The 15,963-nt window shown below is 43.9% G+C and carries 14 protein-coding genes; 8 read left to right on the top strand and 6 right to left on the bottom strand.

Annotated features, from left to right (window positions below):
* Window positions 1–16 precede the first annotated feature (16 nt).
* A complete protein-coding gene (locus tag C942_RS11335; RefSeq protein WP_007465805.1) occupies window positions 17–1,012 on the bottom strand; it encodes a D-alanine--D-alanine ligase in 996 nt (331 codons plus the stop codon).
* 302 nt (window positions 1,013–1,314) lie between these two features.
* Window positions 1,315–1,914 (bottom strand): SPOR domain-containing protein, encoded by a 600-nt coding sequence (locus C942_RS11340; protein WP_007465806.1) that lies wholly within the window; start codon window positions 1,912–1,914, stop codon window positions 1,315–1,317.
* A gap of 163 nt (window positions 1,915–2,077) precedes the next feature.
* Here C942_RS11340 and C942_RS11345 point away from each other — a divergent pair, with 163 nt between their 5' ends.
* Together C942_RS11345 and C942_RS11350 are read left to right on the top strand one after the other, a co-directional pair.
* The gene (locus tag C942_RS11345) at window positions 2,078–2,587 is read left to right on the top strand and encodes a DUF2301 domain-containing membrane protein (protein ID WP_007465808.1); all 510 of its coding nucleotides are present in this window, start codon (window positions 2,078–2,080) and stop codon (window positions 2,585–2,587) included.
* A 206-nt stretch (window positions 2,588–2,793) separates the two neighbouring features.
* Complete coding sequence (locus tag C942_RS11350; RefSeq protein WP_007465810.1) at window positions 2,794–5,487, top strand: bifunctional acetate--CoA ligase family protein/GNAT family N-acetyltransferase; 2,694 nt, start codon at window positions 2,794–2,796, stop codon at window positions 5,485–5,487.
* 78 nt (window positions 5,488–5,565) lie between these two features.
* Here the strand turns inward: C942_RS11350 and C942_RS11355 are convergent, their stop codons facing one another.
* The gene (locus C942_RS11355; protein ID WP_007465812.1) at window positions 5,566–6,465 is read right to left on the bottom strand and encodes a LysR family transcriptional regulator; all 900 of its coding nucleotides are present in this window, start codon (window positions 6,463–6,465) and stop codon (window positions 5,566–5,568) included.
* Window positions 6,466–6,619: 154 nt separating this feature from the next.
* On the opposite strand from C942_RS11355, the gene C942_RS11360 reads away from it, so the two are divergent.
* Window positions 6,620–7,423: a DUF4344 domain-containing metallopeptidase gene (locus C942_RS11360; protein ID WP_007465814.1), complete on the top strand. Its 804-nt coding sequence runs from the start codon at window positions 6,620–6,622 to the stop codon at window positions 7,421–7,423.
* A 185-nt stretch (window positions 7,424–7,608) separates the two neighbouring features.
* On the opposite strand, the gene C942_RS11365 is transcribed toward C942_RS11360, so the two are convergent.
* Window positions 7,609–8,259 carry a hypothetical protein gene (locus tag C942_RS11365; RefSeq protein WP_007465816.1) on the bottom strand — a complete coding sequence of 217 codons (651 nt, stop codon included), beginning with the start codon at window positions 8,257–8,259 and terminating at the stop codon, window positions 7,609–7,611.
* Window positions 8,260–8,569: 310 nt separating this feature from the next.
* Here C942_RS11365 and C942_RS11370 point away from each other — a divergent pair, with 310 nt between their 5' ends.
* The 5 genes from C942_RS11370 to C942_RS11390 all read left to right on the top strand — a co-directional run bounded on the left by C942_RS11370 (window position 8,570) and on the right by C942_RS11390 (window position 14,309).
* Complete coding sequence (locus C942_RS11370; protein WP_007465818.1) at window positions 8,570–8,932, top strand: hypothetical protein; 363 nt, start codon at window positions 8,570–8,572, stop codon at window positions 8,930–8,932.
* Window positions 8,933–9,219: 287 nt separating this feature from the next.
* Entirely contained in the window at window positions 9,220–12,591 is a 3,372-nt protein-coding gene (locus tag C942_RS11375) for a YdbH domain-containing protein (RefSeq protein ID WP_007465820.1), read from the top strand.
* A 45-nt stretch (window positions 12,592–12,636) separates the two neighbouring features.
* Window positions 12,637–12,852 (top strand): YnbE family lipoprotein, encoded by a 216-nt coding sequence (locus tag C942_RS11380; RefSeq protein WP_007465822.1) that lies wholly within the window; start codon window positions 12,637–12,639, stop codon window positions 12,850–12,852.
* 18 nt (window positions 12,853–12,870) lie between these two features.
* Window positions 12,871–13,194, top strand: coding sequence for a YdbL family protein (locus C942_RS11385; RefSeq protein ID WP_007465824.1), 324 nt, complete (start codon window positions 12,871–12,873; stop codon window positions 13,192–13,194).
* 158 nt (window positions 13,195–13,352) lie between these two features.
* Complete coding sequence (locus C942_RS11390) at window positions 13,353–14,309, top strand: YeiH family protein (RefSeq protein WP_007465826.1); 957 nt, start codon at window positions 13,353–13,355, stop codon at window positions 14,307–14,309.
* 43 nt (window positions 14,310–14,352) lie between these two features.
* Here the strand turns inward: C942_RS11390 and C942_RS25345 are convergent, their stop codons facing one another.
* Both C942_RS25345 and C942_RS11395 read right to left on the bottom strand, forming a co-directional pair.
* Entirely contained in the window at window positions 14,353–14,493 is a 141-nt protein-coding gene (locus C942_RS25345; protein WP_007465829.1) for a hypothetical protein, read from the bottom strand.
* Window positions 14,494–14,650: 157 nt separating this feature from the next.
* Entirely contained in the window at window positions 14,651–15,955 is a 1,305-nt protein-coding gene (locus C942_RS11395) for a Y-family DNA polymerase (RefSeq protein ID WP_007465831.1), read from the bottom strand.
* Between the last annotated feature and the right edge of the window lie 8 nt (window positions 15,956–15,963).

Genomic DNA, 15,963 nt, shown 5'->3' on the forward strand with positions numbered 1-15,963 from the left:
CTGTGTTGTTCAATGATTACTTAATCGCAGCTGCCTTGATTGCTTGCTCTAGGAATGCCTTGAACTGGTGGCCATGGTGCTCCAGCATCTTAGGGAACATAGAGATTGGTGTCATACCCGGGAAGGTGTTGATCTCATTGAGAAGAATTTCACCTTCTTCGCTCAGGAAGAAGTCGATACGAGACAGATCTTTCAACTTCATGTGTACGAAAGCTTTACGAGCATAATCTCGAATTTGCTCAATTTGTTCATCAGTCAGGTTGTCTGCTTCAACTTTAGTTGTTGAGTGGCTGTCTGCACTGTATTTTTCTTCGTAGGTGTAGAACTCATCTTCCGGACTCAGAATTTCACCAGGCTTGGTGATAACCAGTTCCTCACCGTATTGATAGGCGGCAATTTCAAGCTCACGAGGCTTGATTGCTTTTTCGATAAGCACCTGTTCTGAATAAGTAAATGCATTGTTTACCGTTTCTGCCAGCTCTGACTTATCAGTTACCTTGTAACAACCTACAGAAGAACCCTGACACGCGGCTTTGATGAACACCTGCCCCCATTTATCGAATGCAGCTTCAGCCTGAGCATGTGCAGTTTCGTTGTTATCGCTAAGGAAAACATAAGGGGTGTTAGGAATATTAAGCGCATCAAACCACAGTTTTGTGGTGATTTTGTTGAAGCAATTAGTGCTGGCTTCTGCACCACAGCCAAAGTATGGCAGTTTTGCCATATCCAGGAATGACTGCAGATCACCGGTTTCACCCGGGTAGCCATGAACACAAGGGATTACATAGTTAATGCTTGTTTTTTTGTCGCCGGTTTGCAGAGTCTTATCCAAATTTAGCTGACACATCTGCCCGTTCTGATCAAACCACCCGTCTCCTTTCATTTCGACACGGGTGTAGGCAATATCATCAATCTGTTTCAGCTGCTCTTCAATGTAGTTTGCAGAAACCAGTGACACCTCGTGCTCGGCACTGCCGCCGCCGCACAATAATAAAACATGGATTGAACTCATTATCATCCCTTGTATTACAACGCTGCAGGCGACTTCGCCTGACAGTTAATATCTGTTACAGACTGGTGCCAAAACACAGATACATGATAAAGCGCACCAGTCAAAACCTTGTTCAATAGTAATAGAAAAAAGCGGACTATTGCACTACATATGGCAGCTAACAGTGAAATACTTCAATTGAAGTTACTCTTTTGGTTATTAAAACCACAACAATAGAAGGTTTATAAAGCGATAAACTCAATTAACCGCTCAGATCAAAAAGAGAGCCTTTCGGCTCTCCTTAAAAATAGCTGAGTTTAACTCTATTTCAGCTTCGTCAGCTTTGGCGTTGGAGATGTTTTAATCTCACTAAAACTGCGGATAAACGGACCGTAATCTTTTACATCCTGAGGCAAAGCATTGAGTGCACGTTTAGCCTCTTCACGAGTACGGTAGTGACCAAACAGCATGGTATACCAAGGCACACCCTGCAATTGCTTTTTGTTCATCCATACTGGCTGATTAGATGGCAGTTTATTCATGTACGGGCGGAAGCCTTTGTTATGGCTCAGTGCCAGAACCTGAATGGTATATCCCTCAGGATCCGTTGCCGCTGGTTTATAAACCGGCTTTGGCTTTGGTTTGTCAACAGGCTTAGGTGTAACCTGCTTTTTCTGTTCTGGTATTGGGGTTACGGTGCGTTTTACCGGTACTGCTACTGGAGCAACAGCCACTGTTTTTTCAATCTTAGGCGGCTGAACTACTGGTTGCGGCACTTTTGCTTCCTGAATGCGTTCCATCGTGTGAAGCTGCTCTGCAGTATAAATCTCTTCAGAAGATGAGGAGACAATTTGCATTGTTTCACTATCTGACGCACAACCGGACAATGCCGTTAAAACGGCTAATACGGCGACTTTCTTCATTATTACTCTGCCAAATCCAAATACTGTGTTTTATTCTGCCGTTGGTTTTTAACCCAATCAACCCTAACTTTAAGATAGATCAATAACTATCAGCCATTGGTCACAGGATTAAGGTGTAATATAGCCTTCTTCTTGTCCAATCATCCCTTTTAGGAGTTCTTCAATGGCCGATCCACATATTAAAAGCGATATCGACCGCCTTGATTGGTTAACTGTTATCTTATATCGCGGTGCCCTAACCTTTTCTGCCGCAGTCATGTCTGTTATTGCCTGGGAGGCTGACTTTGCGACACCAGCCCTTGTTATTGCCGCTTTGATTGCAGCAAATACTGTACATATATACGACAAGCGTTTCCGCTTACTTATTGCTGGCAGCAGCCTTTTCGCCGCTATCTTGATGATTGCCGGTTTATGGAATCCGCTGGCTCTTGGTGCCGCTTTATTTACCTTTAGTGCATTGGCTATTAAAGAATATTTTTGCTTTAAACTCAAATTATTGATGCTGACTCCGCTTACTCTGGCAGGATTTTGGTTCTGCCTGGTGTTTGGCCAAGCACAAATCAGCATTGCTTTCAGTATGTCCGGTGCCATTCTTTTGGCGGTGGCTGCATTTTCCAAGTGGCGTATGCCTATTCATTATGACATCGGCGATAAGAGTCGTTACGAAATCTAAATCATCAATCGCAGCAATTTAATCAGTTGCTGCGATTCTATCTTTAGTTTATTTCTCTGAGCCATCACTTTTCTAATTCAATTCTTTATCCTCCTAATTTCTTTATCAAACAACCCTGTTTTGATCACAGCTCGCGGACTTTAGTCACATACACCTATTACCATCCGTTAAACTGTTCTTAATTCTAACTGATGGCGGGTGGCGCTATGGATGGACTGAATAAACTTCTTAAACCAAGGTCAATCACTGTAATTGGTGCGTCAGACAGCCCCAATCGGGCCGGTAACATCATTATCCGTAACCTTCTGTCGGGAAGCTTCCACGGGCCTATTATGCCGGTAACGCCCAAATATGATTCTGTAGCAGGAGTGCTGGCCTATCCGACAATCGACAGTCTTCCTCGGGTTCCGGATCTAGCCATTGTCTGTACCAACGCCCATCGCAACATAGATATTATCCGTCAGTTAGGTGAAAAAGGCGTCAAAGTTGCCATTGTGCTGGCAGCCGGAATGAATGTTGACTTTGAAAACCAAGGAGAAACCGAAGAAGATCGCATGTATTCTGTTGCCCGGCAATATGGAATGCGTCTTGTCGGCCCAAACAGCATGGGAATTATCCTTCCCTGGCTCGACCTGAATGCTTCGTTTTCGCCGGTTGCGGCAAATAAAGGGAAGATCGCTTTTATTTCTCAATCAGCGGCTGTGTGTACCACAATTCTCGACTGGGCTAAAAATAAAGGTATTGGTTTTTCGACATTCCTTTCTATTGGCGATGCCTGTGATATCAACTTTGCCGAACTGTTAGATTATCTTTGCCGTGACAGTAAAACCGAAGCCATCCTGCTGTATGTTGATTCTGTGAAAGATGCCCGCCGATTTATGTCTGCAGCCAGAGCGGCAGCCCGTAACCGTCGTATTTTGGTGCTGAAAAGTGGCAGAACCGTAACAGGCAATCAGGCCGCGCATTTGCATACCGGTGGTGAAATCAGCCTGGATGCGGTCTACGATGCGGCAATACGCAGAGCAGGCATGCTGAGGGTTCACAATACTCATGAACTGTTTGCTGCAGTTGAGACGCTGGCCCATTCGGTACCACTCCGAGGAGAGCGATTGGCAATTCTGACCAATGGCGGAGGCCCGGCTGTAATGGCGGTGGATACGCTTTCTGAACAAGGCGGCAAGTTGGCAAAACTGAGTGATGAAACCATCAGCAAATTATCTGAAGTGTTGCCTGCCTGCTGGTCTCATTCCAACCCTGTTGACATCATTGGTGATGCGGATGTCAGTCGCTATGAAAAAGCAGTGAAGGTTCTGCTCGACAGTGATGATTTTGACGCCTTGCTCATCATGCACTCTCCGTCTGCAATCGCATCAGGCAAAGAGACAGCAGAGAAACTGATTGAACTTTTGAAATCTCATCCACGCACAAAGCGGTTTAATATTCTGAGTAACTGGTCTGGTGAAAATGAGGCAGTGACATCACGACAGTTATTTACGCAAGCCGGTTTCCCTGCCTATCGAACCCCGGAAAGTGCGATTTCCGCTTTCATGCATTTGGTCGAGTACCGCAGAAACCAGAAACAATTGATGGAAACGCCAGTGTCATTCGGGGAAGTTCAGGCCAATCCACGACATGTTCATGATGTACTAAACCATCTTATCGCCCAGGGGCACACGCAGCTTAAAACGCACGAAGTTCGCCCGGTGCTCGAAAGCTATGGCTTCCGAACCTTGCCAACCTGGATTGCCTCAGACGCTGCCGAAGCCGCACAAATTGCCGAACAAATCGGTTATCCGGTTGCGGTAAAACTCCGTTCACCGGATATTCGCCATAAGTCTGATGTTCATGGCGTGATGCTTCATCTCAGAACGGCAGCTGAAGTAGCAAACAGCGCTCAAGCTATCCTGGATCGGGTTTCACTCAATTACCCCGGCGCGCAAATTGATGGTTTGCTGGTTCAGCGAATGGCCAACCGTTCAGGCGCCCAGGAGCTTCGGATTTCAGTTCACCATGATCCTGTTTTCGGGCCAGTCATTCTGATTGGTGAAGGTACGGGCGAATGGGATATCAACAAAGATGCGGCGGTTGCTATTCCGCCACTTAATATGGCGCTGGCCCGCTATCTGGTTATTAATGCGATTAAAACCGGTAAAATCCGACAACGAAGTCAGCCCGAGCAATTGGACATCTCTGCGCTGTGCAAACTATTGGTCAAAATTTCCCAGCTGGTTATCGATTGCCCTGAAATTGTAGAGTTTGATATTCATCCGCTGCTGGCTGCCGGTGAAGAAATGACAGTGATTGATGCTTCAATGACCATTCAACCATTTGATGGTGACATACAGATGCGCCTCGCTATTCGGCCCTATCCGAAAGAGCACGAAGAAGAAGCAACACTCAAGAACGGTACATCTATCTTGCTGCGGCCGATCCTGCCGGAAGATGAGCCCAAACATAAAGCGTTTATCTCTCAGGTTTCAGTAGATGACCTCTACAAACGCTTCTTCTCAGATGTCGGTGAATTAAACCATGAAGCCATGGCAAACCTGACACAGATTGATTACGACCGTGAAATGGCATTTGTCGCGACACAACAAATAACTAACGAAAAAGGTGAAAACGAAGAAATAATCATCGGTGTCTGTCGGGCTTTATCCGACCCGGATAACATTGATGCCGAATTTGCGATTCTGGTTCGCTCTGATCTGAAAGGTGTTGGTTTGGGTAGTATCTTGATGGATAAAATCATCCGTTACTGCAAACAACGGGGATTAAGCCAAATCAGCGGAATGACGATGCCGTCAAACCGCGGGATGATCATGCTGGCGCAAAAAGTCGGATTTAATATTGATATCCAAATGGAAGACGGCATTGTCGAAATGCTGTTGCCGTTGAAATAATCTTAAGCTCTTTCCCCTTGATTCAGTTTTTGGTGAAAATTTAAACTCATGAAAATCAAGGGGAAAGAATTACTTGTATTACTTCTGCTTAAACTGCTTTTTCCATAAGCTTTCAAGGTGTTGGATACACCAGCTTTTGGCTTTACCCATGCGACTACGGTTCCACGCCAATACGATCTCCAGTTCCTGTACAGGATCATCGCCGATCACTGTCAGTTCTCCATTTTTTATCGATTCTTCAGCGTAACTTGCCGACATGGTGGCAATGCCGACACCAGCTTTAAGTGCCACCAGCTTGTCGTGCATTGAACTGACAGTTAACAACGGCTGGTCATCCAAAATGTTATAAGTCAGCGGCGGCAAATTACGTGCGGTATCCGCAACCGCTATTCCTCGGTACTGCTGGCGGACTTTCGGATCCAACGGATTGTCGTGCTGGTGGATCGGATGGTCAGGATGCGCGACCCATATAGTGTCTAACTTACCGATAGGTTTTATCTTCACTTCCGGCGGAGCAACCGCTGGTGCAGGTGCGACCAGTATGTCAGCCCTGTCCTGTGCCAGAGACTCCCAGCAACCGGCTAGAATTTCTTCCCGAAAGCGAACGCGAGTTTTGCTCTGTTTTCCCAGTTCATCCACCAGCGGTAATAAATGATCCAGCTTGATCAATCCATCATAAGCAATCGTAATGTCCAGCTCCCAACCATGCGCCAATGCACTGGCATCAGAAATCATTTCATCTGCGGCAGTAAGAAGTTGGCGTCCCCGTTCAAGTAGCAGCGCTCCGGCCTTGGTAAAAGCCGCTTTATGACCGGAACGATCAAAGATCACCAAATCCAGATCCTGCTCAAGCTTCTGTACTTGGTAGCTCAGTGAAGATGGCGCTCTCCCCAGCTCTTCAGATGCTGCAGCAAAACTGCCCCGACGTTCAATCGCATCCAGTACCAGTAAAGCTTCAAAAGACAATAATTTATTCACATTCACTCCCGACGAATTATCGTCATCCCTTTTGCTCTTTGTATCATAGGTTCACATCGCATTCCTACGAATAAAAACAATGTAATCCTTGCTTAACATCATCATTTTTTATCTGATACTGCTTATTCATCAAACCAATATGTAAATCCTGAATATGCTGAACAAACATTTATTGCCATTAAGTATTGCCGCAGGTCTGTCTCTTTTCGGCCAGCACGCTTTTGCCGACACCTCTGAGCCCGTGAAGCTCGATGTAAAACCAACGGTTCAGTATCAATACCTGTCGGCAGATAACGAGGCAGATAAGCAGGTTCTGGATACAATTAAATCTTCTGATGCAATTCAAACGGTTCTGGAATTAAGTAAGTCTGTCGTTGTTTTTTCTGAACCGGTGGCAATTACTTTTGGTGCAGAAGATGGTCCTTTATACGATCCCGAGAAACATGAGATTCTGGTGCCATATAGCTTTTTCCACCATGCCGTTGAGCGGTTCAAATCTAACAACTATAAAGAGTCCGGGATTACTGAAAAGCAAGCGGCTCTGGATTCCCTTCTACATACCCTGCTCCATGAGCTTGGGCATGCTTATGTGGCTGACCAAAACATTCCTGTACTTGGCAAAGAGGAAGATGCCGTAGATAACTTTGCCAATGTCTTACTGCTGAATTACGTGGAAAACGGTGACGAAGTTGCGATTAGTGCTGCCGATCTGTTCGCCTATGAAGATCAGCAAGTTGAAGCTTTTGAGAATCTGGATTTTATCGATGAACATAGCCTTGATATTCAGCGTTACTATTACACCTTGTGTCTGATTTACGGTAGTAACCCAGATCAACATTCACAACTTTTGAATGAGATAGATAAAGAATACAAAAAAGAACGGGAAGACATTTGTCAGGAAGAGTTCATGCGTGTAACGGAAAACTGGAAGACTTATCTGAGTGACGAAAAAATCTAGATCTCCAAAAAAACAGGAAAATTTCGACGATAGAAATAAATAGTTATTCAGTTACTGATATTTTTATTCATTTTGTTAAGTATTTACCCCGATAATTTTCTAACCATAGCGATAAATTAGTCAAAAAAGTGAATATCCATATATTAAAGGCTATTCACTTTTTTATAAGAATAAATTACAGCAACTTAGAGCATTTGACGGCTCAGATTGACATCACCGACTCCAATTTCAATATCAATCGTATTACTACCGGCACCTTTGTATTCAAGCTGAGCTGATGTTACCGCACGTTCCTGAGTCATCTGGCTTTGTTCAAAACCACTTACCTGAATTTCTCCTACCCCAACACCTGCTGAAACATGTTCATAATCAGCGGCATTAACACTTACCCATGCAGAACCGACACCAATATCCGCTTTTAGTGACTGGCTGATTGAATCAAGGTTAATGTTCCCGACACCGACATCAAAATTTAGCGCAACTTCTGGTGGCACAATTAAAGTCCACTCCTGCTTTATGTCATCCTCATCAATTTCGAGGAATGCTGTCTGAGCTGATACATTTTCTGAAATGCTGATTTCATCCAAATCAGATTTAAGTAATGACCATCCGGAGGTGTCTTCTTTGACTTCAACCCGATAAGTGATGGCATCACCTTCTGCAACTCTGAGATGCACTTTACCGACAGGGACTTTCATTACCAGTTGATTGATCGGTTGTACATTGTTATTCAGCGCGATCTTTCCTGTAATTAGCAAACTCTCCTTTGCCGAAACCAGATTGCTGATCGCAAAAAATGAAAAGATAACAATCAGTACACACATCAATTTTTTCATTTTTATTCCCTTTGGCTACCTAATGTCATCATGTTACAGCAGAGAACATGCCAGATTTTTAAGCCTTTATTTTCAACACATTGCACTAACTAACTCATTATTTACTCACTTCGCATGGCAAAATTAACCATCAAATAGCAAATTTAACCTAATAAAGCATAGCCCTTATGATTCATATTAAAAACAATTAAGAATAGTGATTTAATTGATCTGAATTAATATATCGCACAGCATTTTGCACTAAAGTTGCCGACATGTGTCTGGGACGATAAGAAATTGATTTCAAATCAACAGGTAAGGATTAATCATTATGGAACAACCTTCTCATTCGCTTTCTCAAAGCATCTCCTATCTGAAACATTGTTCATCTCAACTGATGACTAATCGGGACCTGTCAAATCCAAACGTCTCAGCACAGCGAATTCATGAAATCGCTTCTGTTGAATATCTGGAGCTGGAACAAGCATCCAAACAAGCGGCGCAAATTCAGAAAGAACTTTTCCGAGCCATCCACGCTCTGGATGGTGATGATAAGGCTGCTGTTAAAGGTGCGCTGATGAATGCACTACAGTGCCTGAATAATGAAACTACAATTCCGGCACCAACCGAAGATGAATTACACGAAGCCAAGATTGCACAGGTTGCCTGTGATCCTGCACTGGCAGGTTGTTAACCTCCTGTAAGGTAAGAATTCTTATAATAACTACTATATGTAGCCAACATGGAATCTGCCGGGGCCCTGTCAAAAAACATTTTGTTGAACTCTGATAGTAACCGGCTACTTTTTTCCGATATGCAGACACACAAAAGCCCTCTTCTGAGGGCTTTTCTTTATGCTTCTTTCACTCCCCCCTCACCTACATAGCAGACTGAATAATCAAACATTTCCAACCAAACCCATGATTCAGGCTTATGCTTAATAACAAGCAAAGATAAGTCTTTCGGGAGCTTTATTGGTTCATGGATGAAGCAGGTAAACAGCAAAGTGCGTCGAAGAAAGCCTGTGCGATGCAAAAAAACGGCGATCGACGAAAAAACAAACGCAGCCGTAAGCTGCGCCTTTTTATCTATTGCCTGTTTGCTTTACTTTGTTTCTTCGTTATCCCGGCTATCATCATTCCTCCTTGGCTCGCCTCTAAGGGAATCGAAATCAATGCCGTGTCAGGCATCACATTCAAGCAAGGCCTGATGATTGATGAAGTATCCATTGCTATCAACAACAATGCACTTACTCTCAAAAAACTTCGTCTTGAACATTTTGTTGATGAGGAAAGCGCAATTTCAAATTCATCATGGCGCTTGTTTTCCCGCCAAACCGAGGTAAGGTTAGCTCCGGTGGTATTGAATGCACTGGCAGAGCAAGGAATTCGTCTTAGCGCTCTGTCTTTTGTTGATGCTTCGTTTAACTTTACCGACCTCTCTGAGCCTTATGTATTTAGCGCTCATGCCAGCAAACTCAAAGCATCTTTGTTTGATAAAAATGATCACCCAATAAAGCAGCAGATTAGTAACATTGAATTGGTGTTGACGACTCAACCATATCTAGTGATTACTGGTTTTATCCGGCAAGCCTCTCTCAAGCTTTTCATCCCACAGGATGAAGCAAAACATCGATATCCGCTCAGCTTTGAAGACGGTAATTTCTCTATTAGCTGGCAGCCTGAGAAAACACCTCTGTCTGTTCATATAGCGACGCTGATACCGGACTGGCCAACAGTTACGCCTGATTATATTCAGTCCGGTCGGAATATCGCTTTGGAAATGGATCTTGATCAAGCAGCACAAAGTATCAAGCTAACAGCCGATCAACTCAAGTTCGAACAACCGAAGTTCCTGCCTCAATTTGTCGAAAAACCGGATAACACTAACCAGGGACTTCACCTCGGTAGAGCTATCGGAAAACTGTCTCGTTTGCCTTTACGAAAACTGAAGGTTAAAGATTTCAGCTACGGAAAGCTGATTATCAATTCCGTGATGGTTTTGGAAACCCCGCATCCAAGAAAAGACAAGCCGGATAAGAAAGCAAGATTCAAGCTGACAGGTAAAGCACTCGGCCCTGACCCATACAATATTGACGTTCACCTGAAACACTTAAATGAAGAGGACGCTCACTTTACCGGGCATATATCCGGCCCCCATGGCAATAGTTTGGATTGTCGAGCCGAGTTTCATGTTGCCAACCCGTTACCCAAGAACCTCTCATGCCAGTTAAATTTCGCTGATACAAAAACACTGACAGACAGATTAAATCTCCACGGTATTCCGAGTGCCACTTTACAGGCACCTCTGACGTTTACGGCAAAGCAGATCAGCATGCTGCCTCTTAGTAATCAGAGTAAGAATGGTAATACAGCCAACAAAGAAAGCTCAGAGAAAACTGAATCTTCCCGTGACTCAAAGCTAATCAATATGATTGATATCACTCAGGCCGAGTACCAGATAACGATGAAGCTTCCTTCCAAAGTCGATCTCGACCTCAATCAATTTGCTTTCCATCATCCTGTTCTTTCACCATCCGAATCAGAGAAGCGCCCTGTTTCTTCACTGGCTTTTCATACCGACGGTGCTATCGATTTACGAGCACATTTCAACAAAGGTGTGTTAACTCTGAATCTTACCGAGCAGACAGAAAACATCGCGATGAAAAGCCCTCATCACGACAGTCTGATTTCAATTCAGTTTAAGCAGCTCATCTGCTCATTACGCATTGATATACCGGAAATTTCAAAATCATTACAGTGTCACAAAGAGCTACGTTTTAAGGGAAAGCTAAGTCAGCTTTTTCCTGTTACTAACACAAAAATTGAGACGGTAAATGCGACGACTGATGCTTCCATGCAATGGTCTGCCAGTGATCTGAAAGTACAACTTAAACATACCCTACTTACTCTCGATAAATTGACGCTTTCAGCACATCCGGACTTTATCAATACTGAAATCAATGAGCTGGAGCTAAGCATTCCAGGAATTGAAATTAGTCAGCGCTTTGAGCCTGACAAGCCAGCACTCCTAATGCTGAATCTTGAACCTGACAGTGCAATTATTCTTGGTGCTAATGCATACGCTGAGAAAATTATTCTTGATGACAGCCTGCCGGAAAAGACTCGGAAAAAGTTACTTCAAGACAAAAGCCGGCTTCCGGTTCAAAAGTATCAGGCAAAGCTTGAGCTTGAACTGAAAGATACTTCGCTGTTTCAATCCGGTGAGAAACTAGAAATTGACACTCTCTATCAGGTTAGTCTGAACCTCGGGCAAAACGATCAGCGGTTGCCTGCTTTTGGCAGTAACGGGGAGATATCACTGACACCAAGAGGTATCTCTGCCAAAGGCGAGCTGAATAATATGAAACGGGCACAACTGGTCCAGTTCACTGTTATCTCAGATTTAAGCCAACAAAAGACCCGAATCAAGTTACACCGTAATGAAATTCACTTTAGCCCGAAGCAAACACTGCAGAAATATTATCTGCCTCTGCTTCCGCTAGAATACGATCTGAATAATGGCAAAATCAGTTTTGATGCCGACTTGGTTATCAATAAAGACAAATTAACCGGACACTTTGGTGTCTTTACCAATGCTCTCAGCGGCAATATTCACGGCTTTCATTTTGCCGACTTTAATGCTGCCGTCACTGCGGTTATTACTCCCGGAGGTATACGTACAAAGCACCCGATCAGCGCCCATATCGGCCTTTTACATGCCGGAGTATTACTGGAAAACGTCTTCGCAATAATAGAATTTGACACGGAAAATAATCGCTATGCCCTTCATCGTGCGAACGCTTATACGCTCGGCGGTTCTGTCAGCACTCATGGTGTCACCAGTAATCAACTGGCCAACATTCCGGAAATCCCGATTATTGTGCACCATCTAGATCTGAAGAAGCTGATAGAAGCTATTGAACCTGAAGACATTGAACTAACCGGCATCCTCGATGGCCGCTTTCCTGTTGCCATTGAAGATGGTATTCCGGTGGTTAAAAATGGCAGCCTGCACTCCCGTTATCCCGGCGGGATTCTAAGATATAAAGAAGGTTCCGCGATTGATAAGAACATCGAAGCAGCCGGAGAAAACAGTCTGCTGGTGATCAGTAAGATTCTCAAAAATTATAAATACGACTCGCTGGCCGTTGATATAGACTATTCTAAAGAAGGACAATTAAATGCCAGTTCAAGGTTTAAGGGGCATAATCCGGACTTTCAAAACGGACGCCCGGTGAATCTAAACCTGAACATCGAAGACGATATACCAGCACTAATAAAGACACTGAATGTCATTAATTCATCGAAGCTGGAGAGTCTGTTTTTAAAGCAGCTTGGTTTAAACGAGTAGCAATTTTGCGCTTTAACAAAAAATGGCTTACAAAGGTCGTAGTCCATGGATATTCAGCTTAAACTTACCTGCATCACCACACTTTTTGCGCTTACTGTCATGTTCAGCGCCGTCAGTATTTCAGGTTGCACTCCTACTGTTCAGGTTTCCCCCTCCGACAAACCTATTGAAGTAAACCTCAACGTTAAGATTGAACATGAAATCCGGATCAAAGTTGACAAGGAAATAGATGACTTATTCAGTGATGAAGATGTATTCTGATATGGCAAGGAGAATGCCATGAAGAAATTTCTAGTTCTGCTATTTGCTTTTTTCATTTCTGCCCAAGCGTTTGCACTTGATCTCCAGCAGGCGAAAAGCCAGGGGCTGGTTGGTGAAACTAACACGGGGTATGTTGCCGCCGTGACGTCAAATCCGTCTCCGGAAGTAAGAAAACTGGTCACGGGGGTAAATGCACTCCGTAAAGACAGGTATAAAAAAATTGCTGTTTCTCATGGTCTGACTACTGCTGAAGTTGGCAAGCTGGCTTACAAAAAAGCAATCGAAAAAACAGAGTCCGGTCATTATTACCAAAATGCTGCCGGTAAGTGGGTTAGAAAGTAAGCGTTACAATCTAAAGCTATATTCCAACAAGTTCCCCAAAGGCACTATTTATACGTTAAGTTTTTCTTAACCCATCCATCAATTTATTTAACTCTGCCTAACTCCCTTTTCAACGTATACTCGCGCCATCCTTTTGTTTTCTGATTATCTTATCACTGATGATGTCACTTGCTTCACTCACCAATTCAGTTAAAAAATGCCAGACATCCGATTGTCTCTTTTTTGCCATCGCCCTTGTCTGCCTTCTGCCTTTTATCAGCTCTCCGGTTGCTTTAATTCTGGGCTTTTCGCTTGCTAGCCTAGGCTTTGTACCAACTCAGTTCAACCTTGGTGCACTGACCAAAAAGCTACTTTCCTATTCAATCATCGGGCTTGGCTTCGGGATTCATTTAGACCAGGCCATTGAAGCCAGCAAGCAAGGATTAGGACTTATTATTGCGTCTATCTTTTTCACCCTAATTATCGGCAACCTGCTTACTCGCCTTCTGCACATTGAACAAAAAACAGGTCACCTGATTGCATCAGGAACAGCTATCTGCGGTGGCAGTGCCATTGCCGCTGTCGCTCCGGCTATCAATGCCAAAGATGAACAAACATCACTGGCTCTGGCAACAGTTTTTATTCTTAACTCTGTTGCCCTGTTTGTTTTCCCGGCTATCGGCCACTTATTGGATATGAGTCAGCATGCTTTTGGTACTTGGGCTGCTATTGCCATCCATGACACATCTTCTGTCGTTGGTGCTGCCGGAGCTTATGGTGATGAAGCATTGAGAACCGCAACCACACTAAAACTGGCCCGTGCTTTATGGATTATTCCTGTGGCTTTCCTCAGTTCACTAATGTTCAAAGGCGACAGCAAAAAAATCGGCGTGCCTTTCTTCATCGTGTTCTACTGCGTTGCAATACTCTTTGCCCACTGGGTACCGAACCTGCAGCCGGTTTATGACCAAATTTTCTTTGTCTCTAAACGTGTACTGGTGGTTTGCTTATTCCTGATTGGTTCTGGAATTACGGTAAACAGACTGCGTGCTTCAGGATTGCAACCTCTGCTACTTGGTATCTTGCTATGGTTAAGTATCGGGCTGGGGTCACTTACTTATATCCAACTGTTTTAAATACTCTTTCTTGAAATTTAAAAAGCCTGAACTGTTTGACAGTTCAGGATTTTTCTTTTCTTGTTTTAAACACTGCAACCAGCAGCAACAAAAATGCTGTCAGATCCAATAACGCACTGATAAGCCCGGTAGATAGCAACGACAAACCAACCAGTGCCAGCACTCCCCCTATCCATTTAGCCATGAGGTACTTCCTTTATATACTTCGGAAAACTGGCTTAATTATCATGAAATGACACGCAGTAAAGAAAATACTCTTTACCTCTATGAAATAAAATATTGTTATAAGCAAATGGAATTAAATAAAAATTTTTATAACCAAAATATGATCAGTAACTCTTCTAACATTTTGCTACCGGCAATTCATCAAGCCTTGTTGTCCAACGATTTGATCGAAATGCCTGACGCATATGCCAGTTTGTCGAGCTAATTACTGAGGCTGGTTTAATGCCGTTTTTAAAACGAGCGTTCATTTTATCGGTAATCGCCATTAAATCCCGTCGCTTCATCTCTTCCAACGCACTGGTATCAAACATATCGAACTGAAAATGGTCATTATTAGCATCAGTTAGTTCATCAAGAATCACTCCGATTTTCTGGTATTCATACCCCGGTCGGTAAATAGCATCAAGCTGCTCTAATGCCAAAGACAGAAACTTATAAGAATCCTGACTCGGGCACATCAATGTTCTGATACTGGTCTTGTTATGCTGAGGCAATTCTTTATAACGGTTGGTACGAAGAAAAACACTAACAATTCCCGTCTGGCTGCCTTGTCGACGTAATTTCTCACCGGCTCGTTGACAATGAAATGCTAATGCCGCCTTAAGATCGTCCAAACTGCTGATCCCGATACCAAAGCTGCGACTGGATAAAATCTGTTTACGCTTTTCATCAATGTCTCCCGGGTTAATACAGGTAATCCCCTGTAACTCCAACACCGTTCTGGCTAAGCCAACATTCCATAACCGTCGCATATCTGCCGCACTTTTATCCGCTAACTGTAAGGCGTTATGAACACCTGAAGTACGCAGACGTGTCGACATTTTCGCACCGATTCCCCAAATATCCTGAATATCGGTTCTTTCCAGCAACCAGCGTCGCTTATGATCAGTGTCGATCTCAATCACGCCGTCGACTCGTTCTTCATATTGCTTGGCCGCCTGATTACCAAGCTTAGCCAGCGTCGGAGTTGCTCCGATACCTACGCGAACAGGCAAACCAAGGTGCTTTTCAATCGTATCTCGAATATCTTTCCCGTATCCCGCCAACCCTTTGTGGCTCAAGCCATCCAGGCGCACAAAAGCTTCGTCTATAGAATACTGCTCTACGTGAGGTGAAAAGCGATGCAGCTCTTCAATGAAGCGGCGGCTCATATCGGCATACAAGGAATAATTCGAGCTTCGCACTACCACGCCCTGCTTTTTCATTTCCCGCTCGATTTTAAACCAAGGAGCACCACGCTGAATGCCCAATGCTTTGGCCTGCTCTGATAAAGCGACACAACAGCCGTCGTTATTAGAAAGCACGACTACCGGCTTATTCGCCAGCTTTGGATCGAACAATTGCTCACAACTGCAATAAAAGCTTTTGGCATCAACCAGAGCCCATACCTGATCTCGGTACCCCTCTAACGCTTTACTCACTTCTTTGC

Source organism: Photobacterium marinum, assembly GCF_000331515.1.
GTDB classification, from domain to species: domain Bacteria; phylum Pseudomonadota; class Gammaproteobacteria; order Enterobacterales; family Vibrionaceae; genus Photobacterium; species Photobacterium marinum.

Excerpts from the sequence above, each read along its gene's own strand:
- C942_RS11335 (WP_007465805.1), bottom strand. The coding sequence starts at position 1,012 with ATGAGTTCAATCCATGTTTTATTATTGTGCGGCGGCGGCAGTGCCGAG.
- C942_RS11340 (WP_007465806.1), bottom strand. The coding sequence starts at position 1,914 with ATGAAGAAAGTCGCCGTATTAGCCGTTTTAACGGCATTGTCCGGTTGT.
- C942_RS11345 (WP_007465808.1), top strand. The coding sequence starts at position 2,078 with ATGGCCGATCCACATATTAAAAGCGATATCGACCGCCTTGATTGGTTA.
- C942_RS11350 (WP_007465810.1), top strand. The coding sequence starts at position 2,794 with ATGGATGGACTGAATAAACTTCTTAAACCAAGGTCAATCACTGTAATT.
- C942_RS11360 (WP_007465814.1), top strand. The coding sequence starts at position 6,620 with ATGCTGAACAAACATTTATTGCCATTAAGTATTGCCGCAGGTCTGTCT.
- C942_RS11365 (WP_007465816.1), bottom strand. The coding sequence starts at position 8,259 with ATGAAAAAATTGATGTGTGTACTGATTGTTATCTTTTCATTTTTTGCG.
- C942_RS11370 (WP_007465818.1), top strand. The coding sequence starts at position 8,570 with ATGGAACAACCTTCTCATTCGCTTTCTCAAAGCATCTCCTATCTGAAA.
- C942_RS11375 (WP_007465820.1), top strand. The coding sequence starts at position 9,220 with ATGGATGAAGCAGGTAAACAGCAAAGTGCGTCGAAGAAAGCCTGTGCG.
- C942_RS11380 (WP_007465822.1), top strand. The coding sequence starts at position 12,637 with ATGGATATTCAGCTTAAACTTACCTGCATCACCACACTTTTTGCGCTT.
- C942_RS11385 (WP_007465824.1), top strand. The coding sequence starts at position 12,871 with ATGAAGAAATTTCTAGTTCTGCTATTTGCTTTTTTCATTTCTGCCCAA.
- C942_RS11390 (WP_007465826.1), top strand. The coding sequence starts at position 13,353 with ATGATGTCACTTGCTTCACTCACCAATTCAGTTAAAAAATGCCAGACA.
- C942_RS25345 (WP_007465829.1), bottom strand. The coding sequence starts at position 14,493 with ATGGCTAAATGGATAGGGGGAGTGCTGGCACTGGTTGGTTTGTCGTTG.